The following is an 18,279-nucleotide window of genomic DNA, read 5'->3' as shown; positions in this document are numbered from 1 at the left end:
GATTAACATCGATGAAAAAGTACTGCTGCATCATTGGCGTGTGGGCGTTTAAATTATCAAGTGTGCTCATGGAGTTATGATATCCATTTCTTTGAAATTGTTGCGTTTTAAGCGACTCGCTGGTCGTCAGTTTCCTCTATTGTCGCATGAAAAAATGGCGTGACGCAGTAAAATGTCGCGAGTTTACGTCGCCTCTTCGTCTATCAGTTCGATCAGCAACTTTCCTTGCCCGACCACCACTCTCACCTGCGAATTTGTTTTAAATCCCGCTTTCTCAAGCCAGTCGCCTTTAAGACTTAGTGCGGCATGAACGCTATAGCGCCGTGGAATTTTGGTTTTACGATCTTCGTGGCGCTTTCTGAAATAGCCCACTTTAAGATGGCGATGCGGTTGAACAAGATCCATGTCAGACATACAGACTCCCGTAATGATGAGCAAGACGATATCAAAAATACCTGTATAAAATGCCAGTAAAATGCGTGGGGGACAAATGTATAACTGGAAGCTGGCTTCAGAAAATGGAATGCAAATGATGAAATCTGGCTGAAAAAGCGCATCTGAAAATGTATTATTAATACATCTTATTAATCGGTGATTGTCCATGTCTGGAAAACGTATCTCGCGAGAAAAAGAGACCATCAGCAAAATGATTGCGCTGTATGAGAGGCACTGTCCCCAGGCGACGCGACAGGACGAGCACTATCAGGCCTTAAACGCATATGCCGATAAGCGTCTGGATAAGTGTGTGTTTGGTGAAGAGAAACCGGCTTGTAAACAGTGTCCGGTTCACTGTTATCAGCCTGCAAAACGCGAAGAAATGAAACAGGTGATGCGCTGGGCCGGGCCGCGTATGCTGTGGCGGCATCCGATCCTGACCCTTCGTCATCTGATTGACGATCGTCGCCCCGTACCTGCGTTACCGGAAAAATATCGTCCTAAAAAATAACGCCATGCCCCGCATGGCGTCACATCGCTAGACCAGCATATCCTTTTCGATACCCAGTCTTTTCATGCGCGAAAGCAGCGTGGTTCGCTTCAGCCCCAGTCGCTGCGCCGCGCCTTTTGGCCCGGCAACCACGCCATTGGTCTCTTTCAGAATGCGAACGATCAGCTGGTACTCGTCCTCGCCTTCCTGCGCCGTTTCTGCCACCGGCATGGGAGCGTCTGCAATCATCACTTCCGGCAGCGAGAGCTGTAGCACGTTGCCGCGCGTTAACAGTACCGCGCGTTCAATGACATTTTCCAGCTCACGAACGTTCCCGGGCCACTCCATTGCGGAGAGAGTGCGCAGTGTTTCTGCCGGAATGCTGTCGATACTACGCCCCATACGGCGGGCGATTTTGGCGGTAAACGCCTTCACCAGCAAGGGAATATCATCCGGACGCTCACGCAGCGGCGGCAGGCAGATTGGGAAGACATTCAGGCGATAGTAGAGATCGTTGCGGAACTCACGGTCGGCGACCATCTTTTTCAGATCGCGATTTGTCGCGGCGATCAGCCGCACGTCGGTTTGAATTAGCTTGTTGCTGCCCAGGCGCTCGAACTCTTGTTCCTGTAATACCCGCAGCAGTTTCGGCTGCAACTCCAGCGGCATATCACCCACTTCATCGAGGAACAGCGAGCTTTTGTCCGCCAGTTCAAAACGGCCGATTCGCTGGGTGCTGGCCCCGGTAAACGCGCCCCGTTCATGGCCAAACAGATCGCTCTCCAGCAGACCCGCAGGCATCGCCGCACAGTTCATCTTTACCATCCGGCGGCTGTTACGGTTGCTGAGATTATGGATGGCGCGGGCGATCAGCTCTTTTCCGGTCCCGGTTTCACCGAGAATAAGCACGGTACTGTCACTTTGCGCCACCATCTCAACCTGCTTCAGCACGCTGAACATGGCATCGCTGCGACCAATAATTTCGCCAAATTCGCTGTCGACATTATTAAGCTGTTCGGTCAGCGCCAGGTTTTCGTCCACCAGCCGCTCTTTCAGGCGATGAATTTCCTGATAGGCCAGCGCATTGTCCAGCGCGATAGCTATACGTTCGGCGATCTGGCGCAACAGCTTGAGGTTGGTGGTGGTAAAGATATGCTCTTCGCACTGCGCCAGTTTCAGTACGCCGAGCATCGTGTTGCCGGACATCAACGGCAGCAGGCACAGCGTCTGGATCTGGTTACCCCATGAATTGAAAAGCATGCGTTCATAGGGGGCCAGATCATCGCGCTCATTCAGGTTAAGTAGCAGCATCTCTTTGCTTTTAAACACGCGTTCAGAGAGTGTGCCAGCTTCATCCACTTCACTTTGTTCATGCGCAGGATTCGTTTCATCAAGGTAATGCGTGGAGTGGATAGTGAGTTTGCCCTTGCGATGGCCGCGCAGCACAATGCTAATGGCATCAATTTTAAAGTAGTGATGGATCTCTTTGGCGACCTCACTCACCAGCTCGTCCATATCCAGCCTCGAAAGCACCGCATTCGTGACCGCAACCAGAATACGAAAATTATCGCGCTCGCGACTCAACAGATCGTAATCGACATTATCGGTGACGCGGCTGTGGATCTGCTCGGCGACCACGCTGACAATCTGCGTGAAGGTGTGCAAACGCTCATATTCCGCTTCGCTCCACGGCTGGTCTGCTTTACGGATAAATTCACAGCCACCAAAAATACGGCCTTCAACGGCAAGAGGCAGCAAACAATAATGGCCAAATGGCGGATATAAATTGCCGTCAGCGAGAAGCGGCCAGGCCTGGCGAAACTCAGCGTAGTTGCAGTGCAGGGCGTCCGGTCGAGACAAAATACGGCGCACCGGGCCATGCGCCAGCACGGTTTCATCTTCATATTCGACGGTCTTGCCATTGTCGCGCGTCGCAAAGTAGCTGGCGCGATGGTTAGCGCTGTGCCACAGCACAATGGCGGCACTGTCAGCCAGCGCAGATTGCCTGACCAGGCGCGTCAGAGTATCGCTCAGTGAACCCAGATCGGGCTGCTGTAAAAGTGTGCGCGTAATATCGAACAGCCCTTGCTGTCCAAGATCGCTCATTGGTGTATACGACATATCGCTTCCAAAGAAACTGGCAAAAAAAGAGAAACAGTGCTGACCGCTTTTTGTGCGATTCTAGCAAATTCGGGGCAACGGTTCAGCGTGCGGCAAATCCAGAGTCCGTTTGATGCCATACAGGCCTGTCAGACGAACCCCTTTGCGCTCAACCACTTCGCCAATAATAGCCGCATCCCGACCCAGCGGATGCGCGCGCAATTGTGCCAGAACGGCGTCGGCGGCGTGACGTGCCACGCCAATCAATAGTTTGCCCTCGTTGGCAAAGTTTAGCGGATCCAGGCCAAGCAGCTCGCAAAGTCCACGCACCGCCGGTTTCACCGGCAAATCACGCTCAATCAGTTCGATGCCGCAGCCACTGGCCGCTGCGAACTCATGGGCAACGGCATTCACCCCGCCGCGTGTGGCATCGCGCAGCGCTTTGACACCCTGACAGCCGCGCAGCGTCTGAATGAGGGGCGTCAGAACCGCGCAGTCGCTGCGCAGTTCACCGTCCAGTCCGAGACCTTCTCGCAGATTTAAAATTGTCGCACCGTGACAGCCCAGCGAGCCGCTCACCAGCAACAGATCGCCTGCTGCGAGCTGCTGCGCGCCCCAGTGAACGTCTGCCGGAATCGCGCCTATTCCGGCGGTGTTGATAAACACTTTATCCGCCGCACCGCGCTGTACCACTTTGGTATCGCCGGTGACAATGGCAATTCCCGCTTCACGCGCGGTGAGGGCCATACTGTTTACTATGGTGGTTAATGTCTCCATCGCCAGCCCCTCTTCGAGAATAAAGCCGCAGGAGAGGTAGCGCGGAATCGCACCGCTGACCGCCACATCATTCGCCGTGCCGCACACCGCCAGCTTGCCGATATCTCCACCCGGGAAGAACAGCGGGTCAATGACATAGCTGTCGGTGGAAAACGCTAACCGATCACCCTGTGCTGTCAGTGACGAAAGCGCGATACGCGCCTGATCTTCTTGCTCTGCAAGCCACGGATTATCAAAGGCTGTCATAAAGAGCCGACCAATCAGCTGTTGCATCGCCTGACCGCCGCTGCCGTGTGCCATTTCAATCGTGTTCATGCGTCACACTCCTGATTGCGATACTGATACCACGCGGCGCAGGCCCCTTCGGAAGAGACCATCAGCGCCCCAAACGCGGTTTGCGGATTGCAGGTCGTGCCAAATAACGGGCACTGATGCGGTTTGCATTTACCGGTTAAGACCGCGCCGCAGCGGGCGCGCGGATCGTCGCAGACCTGCTGTGGCTGCGGACGGAAATGCTTCTCGGCGTCAAATTCCTGATAAGCCGGGGTCAGATGCACGCCGGATTCGCTAATCAGGCCAAGTCCGCGCCATTCACTGTCGCCTTCGACGCTAAACACCTCGGCGATAGCCTGTTGAGCCAGCGCGTTTCCCACATCCGGCACAACCCGCCGATACTGATTCTGCACAATGTTCTGGCCTGCTATTTTCTGCTCAACCAGCATGCTTACGCCTTGCAGTAGATCAAGAGGTTCGAAACCAGCGACCACTAACGGGCGATGATAGTCCGCGGCGATAAAGCCATAGGCTTCGGTTCCAATCACCATACTGACGTGCCCCGGGGCCAGAAATGCGTCAATGCCGTTATCCGGCTCTTCGAGCAGGCTGCGCAGCGTGGGGATGAGCGTAATGTGTTGGCAGAAAAAGAAAAAGTTGCTGAGTTTCTTCGCTTTCGCTTGTTGCAGGGTGATCGCAGTGGCAGGCATCGTGGTTTCAAAACCCAGACCGAAAAACACCACTCTGCGCGAAGGGTTTTCAACAGCCAGCTTCAGGGCATCCGTTGGCGAATAGACAATTCGTACATCCGCGCCGCGCGCGCGGGCCTGAAGCAGGGATCCCTTTTTTCCTGGCACGCGCATGGCGTCGCCGAAGGTGCAAAAAATGACATCCGGCTGGCTGGCAATCTCAATGCAGGTGTCGATTCGCCCCATCGGCAGCACGCACACCGGGCAGCCGGGGCCGTGAATAAATTCGATGTTGTCGGGCAGGAGCTGGTCGAGGCCGAATTTAAAGATCGCATGCGTATGGCCGCCGCAGACCTCCATGATACGCAGCGGGCGCTGCGCGGTATAATTCAGCAGCGCTGCACGCGTTTTGAGGTGGCCGATAAGCTGCATCACCTGTTCCGGCGCGCGATATTCATCAACGTAGCGCATGATTTATCGCTCCTCACCAAACAGTAGCGCGCCGACGTCTGGCTCGACTTCAAACATATTTTGCAGCGCCGCCAGCGTGTCGCGGGCCTCTTCTTCGTTAATCACGCTCATCGCAAAACCGACGTGGACCAGCACCCACTGATTGAGGCGCGTTGCCCCGGTTTCATCAACGCAACCCACCAGCGTTAAATCGACATCACGCAGCACGCCGCAAACTTCCACTTTGGCCTGTTGACCGTCGATGGCGCGAATTTGTCCCGGAACGCCTATGCACATCGTTCATTCTCCAGCCAGGCCAGCCAGCTCTCCATGCCGTCGCCTTTGGTGGCGGAAACCAGCAAAATCTCAATGTCCGGGTTCACTTCGCGGGCGTACGCCAGACATTTATCGACATCAAAATTCAGATACGGCAGCAGATCGACTTTATTGAGCAGCATGAGCGAGGCCGCGGCAAACATATGCGGATATTTCAGCGGTTTGTCCTCGCCTTCCGTCACCGACAGCACCGCGACTTTATGGCGTTCACCGAGATCAAAACTGGCCGGACAAACCAGGTTGCCGACGTTCTCAATAAACAGAATGCCGTTCTCGTTAAGCGGCAAACGCGGCGCGGCGTCGGCAATCATTTGTGCGTCCAGATGGCAGCCCTTGCCGGTATTGACCTGAATGGCGGGCGTACCGGTTTCGCGAATACGCGCGGCGTCGTTGACGGTTTGCTGATCGCCTTCAATCACTGCGCAGGAGACGCTGTGGTTCAGGCGCCGGAGGGTTTCCGTCAGCAGGGTCGTTTTACCGGAGCCGGGGCTGGAAACCAGATTAAGCACCAGCTGCTGGCGGGCGGCGAACCGGGCGCGATTGCGGGCGGCCAGCTGATTGTTCTTGTCCAGTACGTTGATTTCGACCTCCAGCATTTTACGCTGGCTGATACCCGGTGCATGGGTTCCCGCCGCGCCGTGACCATAATGCAGATCACCGTCGTCTGACTGTTTTGGCGCGAATCTTATGCCTGTTAAGGCCGCAGCCTGCCGTGGGGCGGGCGAGAATGGCGTGGAGCGAAACGCGGAGTGAGGCCGATGTTCATCGCCCTCGATATACAGGTTGCCTTCAGCACAACCGCAGGTACTACACATGATTTACTCCTGGTCTATTTCGAGGCGCTGGATCTGCAAACCGTCATCCGCCACGATGCGAAGCCCGGTGCTCTGGCACTGCGGGCAGCTTCGCACCCGCGATGACAACAGCGTGACGTATTGCTGGCACGTTTCGCACCAGCATTCGGCCTGCTGTTCTTCTATATGCAGCGTGCAGCCTTCCGCCAGGGTGTCGCGACACACCAGCTCAAAGCAAAAGGTGAGGGCGCTGGGCTCGACGCAGGAAAACGCGCCAACTTTTAGCCACACGCCGGTGACCCGTTTTGCATTGTGCTGCTTTGCCTGCTGTTCGATCAGTTCCAGAGCCCGCTGGCAGAGGGTGATTTCGTGCATGACGCCTCCTCGATGATTTGCGCCATTAATGCAATAACGATGCCAGCTTAATTTGAATGAGCGCGTGACGATGTCGGCGCTGACGAAATGACACGTCGACACGCTGTCAGCGACAGCATGACAGGGCATAAAGCGTATATTTTTCAATTAAATAAAAATTGGCACGGAATCTGCTTAACAGCCGCTATCTCCATTAACCGGATATCTGAGATGACTATTTGGGAAATTAGCGAAAAGGCGGATTACATTGCGCAGCGCCATCAAAAATTACAGGAGCAGTGGCACCAGTACTGCAATTCATTAGTTCAGGGGATCACCTTGTCAAAAGCGCATCTTCATCATGCGATGAGCTGCGCGGCACAGGAGGATTTGTGCTTTGTGCTGTTCGGCCATTTCACTATCTATGTGACCCTGGCCGACACCTTCAATAGCCACATCATTGAGTATTACGTCGAGACGAAAGAGGGCGAAAGAGAGCGGATTGCACAGGCACAGCTGATGACAGACGGCATGGTTGACGGTCACGTCAGCACCCGCGACCGCCATCAGGTGCTTGAGCACTATCTGGAAAAAATCGCACCTGTTTACGACAACCTCTATTCAGCGGTTGAACACGATATCCCGGTGAATCTGAAAGGGCTGGTGAGCGAGCAGCGCACCGCCTGATGTTTAGGTGTCGAGAAGTGTCGATATGGCACGAATTTCGTCAAAAATGACTATGTCCTGAGGACTCCCCGGTGAACCGTTTTGTAATTGCTGACTCGACGGTCTGCATTGGCTGTCACACCTGTGAAGCGGCGTGTTCGGAAACGCACCGCCAGCACGGGCTGCAGTCAATGCCGCGCCTGCACGTCATGCGTAATGAAAAAGAGTCTGCCCCGCAGCTCTGCCATCAATGTGAGGATGCCCCCTGCGCGGGCGTCTGTCCCGTCAATGCCATCACTCGAGTCGATGGCGCTGTGCAGCTGAATGAGAGCCTGTGCGTAAGCTGCAAGCTGTGCGGCATCGCCTGTCCGTTTGGCGCGATTGAGTTTTCCGGCAGCCGACCGCTGCATATTCCCGCCAACGTCAATTCACCCAAAGCCCCGCCAGCCCCGCCTGCGCCTGCGCGCGTCAGCACGCTGCTGGACTGGGTGCCGGGCGTACGCGCTATCGCCGTGAAGTGCGATCTGTGCAGTTTTGATGAACAAGGCCCGGCCTGCGTACGCACTTGCCCGACCAAAGCGCTGATTCTGGTCAACATTCACGACATTGCGCGTAGCAGCAAGCGTAAGCGCGAGCTCACGATTAACTCTGATTTTGGCGATCTTTCGCTGTTTCAGGCGCAACACGAGGGGGCGAAATGAACGCAGTGATGTTGATCAACAGTGGCGTGGCGATTTTTGCCGCTACCGCCATTCTCGCGCTGGTCAGTGCTTGGCATAAAACATTCAGCGGCGCGATCGCCGGGCTGGGTGGTGCGGCAGGTAGCCTGATGACCGCGGCGGCAGGGATTATGGTCCTGACGCGTGGGCTAAATATTGAAGCGGTGATGCCGGTTATCCATCACAGCGTCCTGCTCACGCCGTTGAATGCTGTCTGGCTTATCACTTTTGGGCTGTGCGGGTTGTTCGTCAGTCTGTTTAATATCGACTGGCACCGCCACCCGCAGACCAAACCGAACGGTCTGCTAGTCAATCTGCTGCTCGCTGCTGCCGTCTGTACCGTGGTGGCCAGCAACCTCGCGGCGCTGGTGGTGATGGCCGAAATCATGGCCCTGTGCGGAGTCTTCCTGACCGGCTGTCGCGCATCCGGCAAGCTGTGGTTTGCGCTTGGACGCCTGGGAACGTTGCTGCTGGCGCTGGCCTGCTGGCTGGTGTGGCAACGCTACGGCACCCTGGAGTTGGATGTGCTGAATACGCGCGCCCGGCTTCTGCCGTTAGGCGCGGATATCTGGCTGCTGGGCGTGGTCGGCTTTGGTCTGCTGGCGGGCATTATTCCGCTGCACGGCTGGGTGCCGCAGGCGCATGCGAATGCTTCGGCCCCGGCTGCTGCGCTGTTTTCCACGGTGGTGATGAAAGTCGGTCTGTTCGGCATCCTCACGCTGTCGCTGAGTGGCGGCCAGCCGCCGCTGTGGTGGGGCATCGTGTTGCTGATCGCCGGGATGATCACCGCCTTTGTCGGGGGACTCTATGCGCTGATGGAGCACAATATTCAGCGTCTGCTGGCTTACCACACCCTGGAAAATATCGGCATTATATTGCTGGGTCTCGGCGCGGGGATAACCGGCCTGGCGCTGAACAGCCCGGCGCTGATCGCTGCCGGATTTATCGGTGGGTTGTATCACCTCGTCAACCATAGCCTGTTTAAAAGCACCCTGTTCCTGGGGGCGGGAAGCGTCTGGTTCCGCACGGGCCATCGTGATATCGAAAAGCTGGGCGGTATCGGCAAAAAAATGCCGCTGATTTCACTGGCGATGCTGGTGGGGCTGATGGCAATGGCTGCGCTGCCACCGCTGAACGGTTTTGCCGGTGAGTGGGTGATCTATCAGTCCTTCTTTGCGCTCGGGCAGCGCGATCTCTTTATTGCCCGTCTGCTCGGGCCAATGCTGGCCGTCGGGCTGGCGATAACCGGGGCGCTGGCGGTGATGTGTATGGCCAAAGTCTACGGCGTCACTTTCCTGGGAGCACCGCGCACCCGCGAAGCCGAAGAGGCGCGTTGCGCACCACCATTAATGACCGCAACGGTCGTTCTGCTGGCGCTCTGCTGCATCGTCGGCGGCGTTGCCGCGCCGTGGCTGCTGCCGCTATTGGGCAGTGCCGTTCCGCTACCGCTGATGACCGCCCACACCGTCGTTTCCCAGCCGATGATAGCGTTGCTGCTGATTGGCGCGCCGCTGCTGCCGTTGATCCTGATGCTGTTTTTCAAACGCGATCGTCTGTCAGCCCGATCGCGCGGAACGGCATGGGCATGTGGCTATGAACACGAGCAATCTATGGTGATCACCGCGCATGGTTTTGCGATGCCGGTGAAGGAAAACTTCGCCTTTATCCTGAAACTGCGGCACACGCTAAACCCGGTCGGCTGGATCCCCGGCTGGCAAAGTACCGCGGCACCTGCGCTGTTCCGTCGCCTTGCGCTGATCGAGCTGGCGGTGCTGGTGGTGATTGTTGTTTCACGAGGAGCCTGACATGAGTCTGTTAATGGCATTACTTCAGGCGCTGGTGTTGTTCGCCGTTGCGCCGCTGCTCTCCGGCATCACTCGCGTGGTCCGCGCCCGGATGCACAACCGTCGCGGTCCGGGTGTCCTCCAGGAGTATCGCGATCTCTTTAAGCTGATGAGCCGTCAGAGCATCGCGCCGGACGCATCCGGCTGGGTCTTTCGCCTGACGCCGTTTGTGATGACCGGCGTGATGTTGACGATTGCGACCGCCCTGCCGGTAGTGACGGTCGGTTCACCGCTGCCGGTTTTGGGCGATCTGATCACCCTGATCTATCTCTTCGCTATCGCGCGCTTTTTCTTTGCGATTGCAGGGCTGGATACGGGCAGTCCGTTTACCGGAATCGGGGCCAGCCGCGAGGCCATGCTCGGCGTTTTGGTCGAACCGATTCTGCTGCTCGGACTGTGGGTTGCCGCACAGGTTGCAGGCTCCACACATATCAGCTTTATCGCTGACACCGTCTATCACTGGCCTGCTGCGCGCACTATACCGCTGCTGCTGGCGCTGTGCGCCTGCGCATTCGCCACGTTTATTGAGATGGGCAAGTTGCCGTTTGATCTCGCAGAAGCGGAGCAGGAGCTACAGGAAGGACCGCTCACCGAATACAGCGGTTACGGTTTCGCTGTCCTGAAATGGGGGATCAGCCTCAAACAGCTGGTGGTGTTACAGATGTTTGTCGGGGTCTTTTTCCCGTGGGGACAGATGACGCACTTCTCGGTCGCGGGGCTGGTGCTGGCGGTGATTATTGCCGCGATCAAGCTGGTTGTGGGCGTACTGATTATCGCCCTGTTTGAAAACAGCATGGCGCGACTGCGTTTTGTTGCCACCTCACGCATGACCTGGGCTGGTTTTGGGTTTGCATTTTTAGCATTCGTCTCCTTGCTGGTGGCGTGATTAAAGAGAGTCAGAGCATGTCTGAAGAAAAAACAGGTCAACAGTATCTAGCCGCACTGCATCAGGCGTTTCCCGGCGTGGTGCTGGAGGAAAGCTGGCAGACCAAAGACCAGATCACCGTCACTATCAAGGTGAACTATCTGCCGGAAGTGGTGGAGTTTCTTTATTACCAGCAGGGCGGGTGGCTGTCGGTGCTGTTCGGCAACGATGAACGCCAGCTGTGCGGCAACTACGCCGTTTATTACGTGCTGTCGATGGAACAAGGCGTGAAGTGCTGGCTCACCGTGCGCGTCGAAGTTGATCCGAATAAACCGGAGTACCCTTCGGTAACGCCGCGCGTGCCCGCTGCCGTGTGGGGTGAACGCGAAGTGCGTGATATGTACGGTCTGATGCCGGTTGGGCTACCGGATGAACGTCGTCTGGTGCTGCCAGACGACTGGCCGGACGAACTCTATCCGCTGCGTAAAGACAGCATGGATTATCGCCAGCGTCCTGCGCCAACCACCGACAGCGAAACTTACGAGTTCATCAACGAACTGGGCAGCAAAAAGAACAATGTGGTGCCGATTGGCCCGCTGCACGTCACCTCTGACGAACCGGGCCACTTCCGCCTGTTTGTCGATGGCGAGAACATTATCGACGCCGATTATCGCCTGTTCTATGTCCATCGCGGTATGGAAAAACTGGCCGAAACGCGCATGGGTTATAACGAAGTGACGTTCCTGTCAGACAGGGTGTGTGGGATCTGTGGCTTTGCCCACAGTACCGCCTATACCACGTCGGTCGAGAACGGCATGGGAATTGTGGTGCCGGAGCGCGCGCAGATGATCCGCGCCATTTTACTGGAAGTGGAACGACTGCATTCACATCTGCTGAATCTCGGCCTGGCCTGCCATTTTGTTGGTTTTGACTCCGGGTTTATGCAGTTCTTCCGCGTGCGCGAAGCGTCGATGAAGATGGCGGAAATCCTGACTGGCGCACGTAAAACCTACGGTCTGAACCTGATCGGCGGGATTCGCCGCGATCTGCTGAAAGACGACATGATCCAGACCCGACTTCTGGCCCAGCAGATGCGCCGCGATGTTCAGGATCTGGTGGATATGCTGCTCAGTACGCCAAACATCGAACAGCGCACGGTGGGGATTGGGCGTCTTGAGCCGGAAATTGCCCGCGACTTCAGCAACGTGGGTCCGATGGTTCGCGCCAGCGGCCATGCCCGCGATACCCGCGCTGACCACCCGTTTGTGGGTTACGGCTTGCTGCCAATGACCGTTCACAGCGAGCAGGGCTGCGACGTGATTTCCCGTCTTAAAGTACGCATCAACGAAGTGTTTACCGCCCTGAATATGATCGATTTTGGTCTCGATAACCTGCCGGGCGGTCCGCTGGCGGTGGAAGGCTTTACCTATATCCCGAACCGTTTTGCCCTTGGTTTTGCCGAAGCGCCGCGCGGGGATGATATTCACTGGAGCATGACCGGCGACAACCAGAAGCTGTATCGCTGGCGCTGCCGGGCGGCGACCTACGCTAACTGGCCGACGTTGCGCTACATGCTGCGCGGCAACACGGTGTCTGATGCCCCACTAATCATCGGCAGCCTTGATCCTTGCTACTCCTGTACCGACCGCATGACGGTGGTGGACGTGCGCAAGAAGAAAAGTCAGGTGGTTCCGTACAAAGAGCTTGAGCGCTACAGCATTGAGCGCAAGAACTCGCCGCTGAAATAGTTGATGTTGTGCGGTCTGTCACCCCTCATCCCGGCGCTCTCCTTTCAGGAAGAGAGCCAGGGTGAGGGGCAGAAAACCGCATGAAAGCAGGAGTAAAAATGTTCACCTTTATCAAAAAAGTGGTCAAAACCGGTACGGTAACGAGCCGTTACCCGCTGGAGCCCATTCCGGTCGATAAAAACTTTCGCGGCAAACCGGAACATAACCCGCAGCAGTGCATTGGCTGCGCCGCGTGTGTAAATGCCTGTCCGTCCAACGCCCTGACGGTGGCGACGGATTTAGCGACAAAAGAGCTGGCCTGGCAGTTTAATCTCGGGCGCTGTATTTTCTGCGGTCGCTGTGAAGAGGTCTGCCCGACGGCGGCGATTAAGCTCTCGCAGGAGTACGAACTGGCGGTGTGGAAGAAAGACGATTTCCTGCAGCAGTCGCGATTTGCCCTGTGCCATTGCCGTGTTTGCCGCCATCCTTTCGCCGTGCAAAAAGAGATCGATTACGCCATCGCATTACTCAAACACAATGGCGATGCGCGTGCGGAGCAGCGCCGGGAGGATTTTGAAACCTGCCCGGAGTGCAAACGTCAGAAATGCCTGCTGCCATCCGATCGCATTGATATCACCCGTCATATGAGAGAGGCCAGCTGATGAACACGCTACTCGGCCCACGCGACGATAACGGCATTCCCGTGCCGATGACGGTGGATGAGTCCATCGCCACGATGAAGGCGTCGCTGCTGAAAAAAATCAAACGTTCTGCCTACGTCTATCGTGTGGACTGCGGCGGCTGCAACGGCTGCGAAATTGAAATTTTCGCCACGCTTTCACCGCTGTTTGACGCCGAGCGCTTTGGCATCAAAGTGGTGCCATCGCCGCGCCATGCGGACATTTTGCTGTTTACCGGCGCGATGACGCGCGCGATGCGCTCACCCGCGTTACGTGCCTGGCAATCGGCCCCCGATCCGAAAATCTGTATCTCTTACGGTGCCTGCGGCAACAGCGGCGGTATTTTCCACGATCTTTACTGCGTGTGGGGCGGGACAGACAAAATTGTGCCGGTGGATGTTTATATCCCTGGCTGCCCGCCGACGCCTGCGGCCACGCTGTACGGTTTTGCGATGGCGCTGGGGCTGCTGGAGCAGAAGATCCACGCCCGCGCGCCGGGGGATCTCGACAATCAGCCTGCGGAGATTTTACATCCCGATATGGTGCAACCGCTGCGCGTGAAGGTCGATCGTATGGCGCGTCGCCTTGCCGGTTATCGCTATGGCCGTCAGATTGCCGATGATTATTTGCGTCTGCTGAGCCAGGGTGAGCATCAGGTCGCGCGCTGGCTCGAAGCGGAAAACGATCCGCGTCTGAACGAGATTGTGGCAAACCTGAATCAGGTGGTTGATGAGGCGCGGATCCGATGAGTGAACAGGTGGTGTTCAGTCAGCTCAGCCGTAAGTTTATTGATGAGAACGATGCGACGCCGGATGCGGCCCAGCAGGTGGTCTATTACAGCCTGGCGATTGGGCATCACCTCGGGGTGATCGACTGTCTTGAGGCGGCGCTGAGCTGCCCGTGGCAGGCGTATCTTGAGTGGATCGGTACGCTGGAGGCGGGCAGCACGGCGCGGCGTAAAATGGAAGGCGTGCCGAAATATGGCGAGATCGTCATCGACAGCAACCATATCGCTATGCTGGCAAATGCGTTCGATGCCGCACTGGCCGTGCAAACCCCCGCGCAGCAGGCGTGGAGCAAAACGCTTCTCAGTATGCTGCACGATATTCATCAGGAGAGCGCCATCTACCTGATGGTGAGGAGATTACGTGACTGACGTTTTACTGTGTGTGGGCAACAGCATGATGGGTGACGACGGCGCAGGCCCGCTGTTAGCGGAAATGTGTCTGGCAAATCCTCAGGGAAGCTGGCAGGTCATTGACGGCGGCAGCGCGCCGGAGAACGATGTCGTGGCGATCCGCGAACTGCGTCCTGACCGGTTGCTGATTGTCGATGCAACCGATATGGGGCTCAACCCTGGCGAGATCCGTCTGATCGACCCGGACGATATCGCTGAGATGTTCATGATGACTACCCACAATATGCCGCTGAATTATCTGGTCGATCAGATCAAAGACGACGTGGGCGAGGTCCTTTTTTTGGGGATCCAGCCTGATATTGTCGGCTTTTATTATCCGATGACGCCGCCGGTGAAAGAGGCGGTGGAGGTGGTTTATTCACGGCTTGCGGGATGGGGTGGGGACGGGGGATTTGAACCCCTCACCCCGGCCCTCTCCCCAGAGGGGAGAGGGTGAAACACAGTTCCCTTCCCCCTCCGGAGAGGCGAGAGTGAAAGTCGTACCAAACAGTTCCCTTTCCCCTCCGGAGTGGCGAGAGTGAAAATCGCACTAAACAGTTCCCTTTCCCCTCCCGAGAGGCGAGAGTGAAAAGCGCCCTAAACAGTTCCCTTCCCCTTCGGGGAGGTGAGAGTGAAAACCGCCCCAAACAGTTCCTTTCCCCTCCGGAGAGGTGAGAGTGAAAACCGCCCCAAACAGTTCCCTCTCCTCCCCGGAGAGGCGAGAGTGAAAACCGCACTAAACAGTTCCCTTTCTGCTCCGGAGAGGGAGGGTGATAACTGCACTAAACATTTCCCTCTCCCCTTTGGGGAGAGGGTTAGGGTGAGGGGAAAGCCCTGGCTACGCCAAATCCGCCCCGTTACTCGCAATCACTTTCTTATACCACCAGAACGATTTCTTGCGTTTGCGATCCAGCGTACCGTTGCCCGCGTCGTCACGATCGACATATACAAACCCGTAGCGCTTGCTCATCTCGCCCGTGGATGCTGCCACCAGATCGATACAGCCCCAGGAGGTATAGCCCATCAACGGAACGCCGTCTTCGATCGCGTCACCCATGGCGCGGATGTGTTCGCGCAAATAGCTGATACGGTAGTCGTCGTTGATCTCGCCGTTGGCATCCAGCTCATCTTTTGCACCCAGTCCGTTTTCCACCAGGAACAGCGGTTTCTGGTAGCGGTCGTACATCATGTTCATGGTGATACGCAGGCCGAGCGGGTCGATGCCCCAGCCCCAGTCACTCACCTCAATATGCGGGTTACGCAGAGATTTAACGATATTAGCCGCGCTGGTGTTATTGGCATTCATATCCGCTGACGCACAGCGCGAGGCGTAATAGCTGAACGAGACAAAATCGACGGTGTTTTTCAGCAGTGCGTCGTCACCCGGATCTTTGATAATCACCACCCCTTTCTCGCGGAACACGCGCGCCGAGTAGGCCGGATAGCGTCCCCGCGCCTGCACGTCGATAAAGAACAGATTTTCGCGATCTTTTTCCAGCGCCGTCCACACGTCTTCCGGTTTGCAGGAGTACGGATAAAAATTGCCGCCCGCCAGCATGCAGCCCACCTGGTTTTCCGGGTTCACTTCATGAGCAATTTTGGTCGCCAGTGCGCTCGCCACCAGCTCGTGGTGAGCAGCCTGATATTTCACCTGATCTTCGTTTTCGCCCTCTTCAAACACCAGCCCCGCGCCCGAGAACGGGCTGTGCAGCATGATGTTGATCTCGTTGAAGGTTAGCCAGTATTTCACCAGACCGTTGAACTCTTCAAAGCAGGTGCGCGCGTAGCGGGCGAAGAAATCGACCATTTTGCGGTTACGCCAGGAGCCGTATTCAGTGACCAGATGCATCGGCACATCAAAGTGGCACAGCGTGACCAGCGGCTCGATATTATATTTTTTGCACTCTTCAAATACCGCGCGATAAAACGCGATGCCGTCCTGATTCGGCAGCGGCTCATCGCCGTTGGGATACAGGCGACTCCAGGCAATGGAGGTACGAAAAACCGTAAAGCCCATCTCCGCCATCAGCGCGATATCTTCTTTATAGCGATGATAAAAATCGATCGCCTCGTGGCTCGGGTAAAACTCGTCGTCGCGCAGCGAGAAACGTTTTTCCTTACCGACCTTCACCGCCAGGCGGTGTGCGCCGTGGGGGATCATATCGACGGTGGTTAGCCCTTTGCCGCCTTCACGGTAAGCGCCTTCACTCTGGTTGGCGGCCAGTGCGCCGCCCCATAAAAATCCTTGTGGAAAAACAGACATTTTTACCTCGTTATTCATTTATGCTCGTGCTTCTTGTGTCTGAACCGGTGCGGTTTGCAGTGCGCGTGCTTTTTCTGCGTCATCTTCAACCGGAATATCCTCAAAACCGAGAATCAGCGTCAGAACAAAGGAGAGCACAACCGCCAGCGCCATCACGCCAAATACCCAGACGATAGTCATCGGGTTCGCCGGGTCGAAGAACTGGACGCTGGTGAAGAGCCCAGGAGCCGCCATAGAGTGGCTGGCAAGACCGGCAATACCGGCAATCGCGCCGCAGATAAAGCCGCTAATCAGGCTCGCAATCAGCGGGCGCTTCAGACGAATGGCCACGCCGTAGAGCGCTGGCTCAGAAATCCCAGCCATAATGGCCGATGCCGCTGCGGCGAGCGCCGTCTGGCGCAGTTCCGGGTTTTTCGTTTTCCAGGCGACCGCCAGAGACGAGCCGCCGAGCGACAGGTTGGCACCGATTTCGGATGGCATAACCATCCCTTCTTTGCCGGTTTCAGCAATCGTCTGGATGATTGTCGGCGTAAAGACGCGGTGCATCCCGGTCATAACCAGCAGCGGCCAAAGCGCACCCATAATCGCGACGGACAGCCAGCCCAGGTAACCGTGAATGGTGTAAACCAGCGCAGAGATGGCGCTGCCGATCCAGATGCCCAGCGGCCCAATCAGCACGATGGCAAGCGGGGCGGCAATCAGCACGATCAGCATCGGCTTGAGGAAGTTTTTGGTCACCGCCGGGGTAATGCGATCCACCCAGCGTTCGATGTACGACAAACACCAGGTCATCACCAGCGCCGGGATAACGGTGTAGGTGTATTTCACCGCTGTCACCGGGATGAACGCGAACTCGACATGCTCACCCTGCGCGGCTTTCGCCATCAGTTCGATAAAGCTTGGGTGGACCAGGACACCGGCGATGGCAATCGCCAGCGACATATTGGTTTTAAATTTAACGGCGGCAGACGCGGCTACCATCAGCGGCAGGAAGAAGAACGCCCCGTCACCAATGACGGTCAAAATGGTGAGCGTTGGCGCCCCTTTTGGCAGAACGCCGGTCATTTCGAGGATCATCGCCAGCAGTTTCACCATCGAACCGCCGATGATCGCCGGGATCAGCGGGGACATGGTACCGATCAGCGCATCGAGAATACCTGCTCCCACGCGGCGCAGCGTCAGTTTCTGCGGGCCTTGCGGCTCGGCGGGACGCAGCCCGGCAGGCAGCACATTCACCACTTCGCGGTACGCCTGTGAAACCGTGTTGCCGATAATCACCTGGCACTGATTGTCGTTACGCACGACGCCGAGCACACCGCTGATACTTTTCAGTCGGGCGCTGTCGATGTGGCTTTCGTCCTGCACGACAAAGCGCAGGCGCGTCATACAGTGGGTGACGGCGACAATGTTGTCTTTACCGCCTAGCGCGCTGACGACATCAATTGCCAGCGCAGCATAATTTTTGGCCATCGGAAGTGATCCTGTTGTAGTTGTGAGAGCATGTAGGAAACCGGTTCCACAAAATCATGATGAGTTTCTTCGAACGAAACAAGATCACAATTTATGCATTTTCAATATTCGTGATGGCGATCACTTTGAACATTTCACTGCGTGAGATTCGCGCTGCGACAATTTTCCTG

The 18,279-nt window shown here is 56.5% G+C and carries 19 protein-coding genes; 10 read left to right on the top strand and 9 right to left on the bottom strand.

The annotated features are described in order from the left end of the window. Nucleotides 1-183: 183 nt before the first annotated feature. Nucleotides 184-414, bottom strand: a complete 231-nt coding sequence (locus SOM82_RS15955) for a SymE family type I addiction module toxin (protein WP_154126011.1) — start codon at nucleotides 412-414, stop codon at nucleotides 184-186. Between the two features lie 187 nt (nucleotides 415-601). On the opposite strand from SOM82_RS15955, the gene SOM82_RS15950 reads away from it, so the two are divergent. Next, nucleotides 602-946, top strand: a complete 345-nt coding sequence (locus SOM82_RS15950; RefSeq protein WP_320460458.1) for a nitrous oxide-stimulated promoter family protein — start codon at nucleotides 602-604, stop codon at nucleotides 944-946. 27 nt (nucleotides 947-973) lie between these two features. Here SOM82_RS15950 and flhA read toward each other — a convergent pair whose 3' ends face one another. Genes flhA through hypA form a run of 6 tightly spaced genes read right to left on the bottom strand, consistent with a single transcriptional unit; the run spans nucleotide 974 to nucleotide 6,719 of the window. Continuing rightward, nucleotides 974-3,046: a formate hydrogenlyase transcriptional activator FlhA gene (flhA, locus tag SOM82_RS15945; RefSeq protein WP_320460457.1), complete on the bottom strand. Its 2,073-nt coding sequence runs from the start codon at nucleotides 3,044-3,046 to the stop codon at nucleotides 974-976. Nucleotides 3,047-3,106: 60 nt separating this feature from the next. Beyond that, nucleotides 3,107-4,117, bottom strand: a complete 1,011-nt coding sequence (hypE, locus tag SOM82_RS15940) for a hydrogenase expression/formation protein HypE (protein WP_320460456.1) — start codon at nucleotides 4,115-4,117, stop codon at nucleotides 3,107-3,109. Beyond that, nucleotides 4,114-5,235, bottom strand: coding sequence for a hydrogenase formation protein HypD (hypD, locus tag SOM82_RS15935; protein ID WP_320460455.1), 1,122 nt, complete (start codon nucleotides 5,233-5,235; stop codon nucleotides 4,114-4,116). The genes hypE and hypD overlap by 4 nt, the downstream gene beginning before the upstream one ends. Nucleotides 5,236-5,238: 3 nt before the next feature. Further along, nucleotides 5,239-5,511 carry a HypC/HybG/HupF family hydrogenase formation chaperone gene (locus SOM82_RS15930; protein ID WP_320460454.1) on the bottom strand — a complete coding sequence of 91 codons (273 nt, stop codon included), beginning with the start codon at nucleotides 5,509-5,511 and terminating at the stop codon, nucleotides 5,239-5,241. Further along, nucleotides 5,502-6,365: a hydrogenase nickel incorporation protein HypB gene (hypB, locus tag SOM82_RS15925; protein ID WP_320460453.1), complete on the bottom strand. Its 864-nt coding sequence runs from the start codon at nucleotides 6,363-6,365 to the stop codon at nucleotides 5,502-5,504. The genes SOM82_RS15930 and hypB overlap by 10 nt, the downstream gene beginning before the upstream one ends. 3 nt (nucleotides 6,366-6,368) lie before the next feature. After that, on the bottom strand, nucleotides 6,369-6,719 hold the full coding sequence (hypA, locus tag SOM82_RS15920; RefSeq protein WP_154126004.1) for a hydrogenase maturation nickel metallochaperone HypA: 351 nt from the start codon (nucleotides 6,717-6,719) through the stop codon (nucleotides 6,369-6,371). A 210-nt stretch (nucleotides 6,720-6,929) separates the two neighbouring features. On the opposite strand from hypA, the gene hycA reads away from it, so the two are divergent. The 9 genes from hycA (at nucleotide 6,930) to hycI (ending at nucleotide 14,833) form a co-directional block, all read left to right on the top strand. After that, nucleotides 6,930-7,385 (top strand): formate hydrogenlyase regulator HycA, encoded by a 456-nt coding sequence (gene hycA / locus SOM82_RS15915; RefSeq protein WP_320460452.1) that lies wholly within the window; start codon nucleotides 6,930-6,932, stop codon nucleotides 7,383-7,385. Between the two features lie 71 nt (nucleotides 7,386-7,456). Next, the gene (locus SOM82_RS15910; protein WP_320460451.1) at nucleotides 7,457-8,065 is read left to right on the top strand and encodes a 4Fe-4S dicluster domain-containing protein; all 609 of its coding nucleotides are present in this window, start codon (nucleotides 7,457-7,459) and stop codon (nucleotides 8,063-8,065) included. Then, nucleotides 8,062-9,888, top strand: a complete 1,827-nt coding sequence (gene hycC / locus SOM82_RS15905) for a formate hydrogenlyase subunit 3 (RefSeq protein ID WP_320460450.1) — start codon at nucleotides 8,062-8,064, stop codon at nucleotides 9,886-9,888. Before SOM82_RS15910 ends, hycC begins: the two co-directional genes overlap by 4 nt. 1 nt (nucleotide 9,889) lies before the next feature. Further along, nucleotides 9,890-10,813, top strand: coding sequence for a respiratory chain complex I subunit 1 family protein (locus tag SOM82_RS15900; protein WP_320460449.1), 924 nt, complete (start codon nucleotides 9,890-9,892; stop codon nucleotides 10,811-10,813). A 17-nt stretch (nucleotides 10,814-10,830) separates the two neighbouring features. Then, nucleotides 10,831-12,540 (top strand): hydrogenase large subunit, encoded by a 1,710-nt coding sequence (locus tag SOM82_RS15895; protein WP_320460448.1) that lies wholly within the window; start codon nucleotides 10,831-10,833, stop codon nucleotides 12,538-12,540. Between the two features lie 98 nt (nucleotides 12,541-12,638). Further along, the gene (locus SOM82_RS15890; protein ID WP_154125999.1) at nucleotides 12,639-13,181 is read left to right on the top strand and encodes a formate hydrogenlyase complex iron-sulfur subunit; all 543 of its coding nucleotides are present in this window, start codon (nucleotides 12,639-12,641) and stop codon (nucleotides 13,179-13,181) included. Further along, entirely contained in the window at nucleotides 13,181-13,948 is a 768-nt protein-coding gene (locus SOM82_RS15885) for an NADH-quinone oxidoreductase subunit B family protein (protein WP_154125998.1), read from the top strand. Before SOM82_RS15890 ends, SOM82_RS15885 begins: the two co-directional genes overlap by 1 nt. Next, nucleotides 13,945-14,355, top strand: a complete 411-nt coding sequence (locus tag SOM82_RS15880; RefSeq protein WP_154125997.1) for a formate hydrogenlyase maturation HycH family protein — start codon at nucleotides 13,945-13,947, stop codon at nucleotides 14,353-14,355. The genes SOM82_RS15885 and SOM82_RS15880 overlap by 4 nt, the downstream gene beginning before the upstream one ends. Continuing rightward, the gene (hycI, locus tag SOM82_RS15875) at nucleotides 14,348-14,833 is read left to right on the top strand and encodes a hydrogenase maturation peptidase HycI (protein ID WP_320460447.1); all 486 of its coding nucleotides are present in this window, start codon (nucleotides 14,348-14,350) and stop codon (nucleotides 14,831-14,833) included. The genes SOM82_RS15880 and hycI overlap by 8 nt, the downstream gene beginning before the upstream one ends. 381 nt (nucleotides 14,834-15,214) lie before the next feature. Here the strand turns inward: hycI and SOM82_RS15870 are convergent, their stop codons facing one another. After that, entirely contained in the window at nucleotides 15,215-16,639 is a 1,425-nt protein-coding gene (locus tag SOM82_RS15870; RefSeq protein WP_320460446.1) for a 6-phospho-beta-glucosidase, read from the bottom strand. Between the two features lie 18 nt (nucleotides 16,640-16,657). Then, entirely contained in the window at nucleotides 16,658-18,109 is a 1,452-nt protein-coding gene (gene ascF, locus SOM82_RS15865; RefSeq protein WP_154125995.1) for a PTS cellobiose/arbutin/salicin transporter subunit IIBC, read from the bottom strand. Between the last annotated feature and the right edge of the window lie 170 nt (nucleotides 18,110-18,279).

Origin of the sequence: Lelliottia sp. CFBP8978 (genome assembly GCF_034046055.2) — a bacterium.
Taxonomy (GTDB): domain Bacteria; phylum Pseudomonadota; class Gammaproteobacteria; order Enterobacterales; family Enterobacteriaceae; genus Enterobacter.
The sequence above is the reverse complement of the archived record's forward strand: the minus strand, read 5'-3'. Positions and strand labels throughout refer to the sequence as shown.

What these genes read in the sequence shown, in the direction of transcription:
- SOM82_RS15955 (WP_154126011.1), bottom strand. Translation starts at nt 414, where the DNA reads ATGTCTGACATGGATCTTGTTCAACCGCATCGCCATCTTAAAGTGGGC.
- SOM82_RS15950 (WP_320460458.1), top strand. Translation starts at nt 602, where the DNA reads ATGTCTGGAAAACGTATCTCGCGAGAAAAAGAGACCATCAGCAAAATG.
- flhA (WP_320460457.1), bottom strand. Translation starts at nt 3,046, where the DNA reads ATGTCGTATACACCAATGAGCGATCTTGGACAGCAAGGGCTGTTCGAT.
- hypE (WP_320460456.1), bottom strand. Translation starts at nt 4,117, where the DNA reads ATGAACACGATTGAAATGGCACACGGCAGCGGCGGTCAGGCGATGCAA.
- hypD (WP_320460455.1), bottom strand. Translation starts at nt 5,235, where the DNA reads ATGCGCTACGTTGATGAATATCGCGCGCCGGAACAGGTGATGCAGCTT.
- SOM82_RS15930 (WP_320460454.1), bottom strand. Translation starts at nt 5,511, where the DNA reads ATGTGCATAGGCGTTCCGGGACAAATTCGCGCCATCGACGGTCAACAG.
- hypB (WP_320460453.1), bottom strand. Translation starts at nt 6,365, where the DNA reads ATGTGTAGTACCTGCGGTTGTGCTGAAGGCAACCTGTATATCGAGGGC.
- hypA (WP_154126004.1), bottom strand. Translation starts at nt 6,719, where the DNA reads ATGCACGAAATCACCCTCTGCCAGCGGGCTCTGGAACTGATCGAACAG.
- hycA (WP_320460452.1), top strand. Translation starts at nt 6,930, where the DNA reads ATGACTATTTGGGAAATTAGCGAAAAGGCGGATTACATTGCGCAGCGC.
- hycC (WP_320460450.1), top strand. Translation starts at nt 8,062, where the DNA reads ATGAACGCAGTGATGTTGATCAACAGTGGCGTGGCGATTTTTGCCGCT.
- SOM82_RS15900 (WP_320460449.1), top strand. Translation starts at nt 9,890, where the DNA reads ATGAGTCTGTTAATGGCATTACTTCAGGCGCTGGTGTTGTTCGCCGTT.
- SOM82_RS15895 (WP_320460448.1), top strand. Translation starts at nt 10,831, where the DNA reads ATGTCTGAAGAAAAAACAGGTCAACAGTATCTAGCCGCACTGCATCAG.
- SOM82_RS15890 (WP_154125999.1), top strand. Translation starts at nt 12,639, where the DNA reads ATGTTCACCTTTATCAAAAAAGTGGTCAAAACCGGTACGGTAACGAGC.
- SOM82_RS15885 (WP_154125998.1), top strand. Translation starts at nt 13,181, where the DNA reads ATGAACACGCTACTCGGCCCACGCGACGATAACGGCATTCCCGTGCCG.
- SOM82_RS15880 (WP_154125997.1), top strand. Translation starts at nt 13,945, where the DNA reads ATGAGTGAACAGGTGGTGTTCAGTCAGCTCAGCCGTAAGTTTATTGAT.
- SOM82_RS15870 (WP_320460446.1), bottom strand. Translation starts at nt 16,639, where the DNA reads ATGTCTGTTTTTCCACAAGGATTTTTATGGGGCGGCGCACTGGCCGCC.
- ascF (WP_154125995.1), bottom strand. Translation starts at nt 18,109, where the DNA reads ATGGCCAAAAATTATGCTGCGCTGGCAATTGATGTCGTCAGCGCGCTA.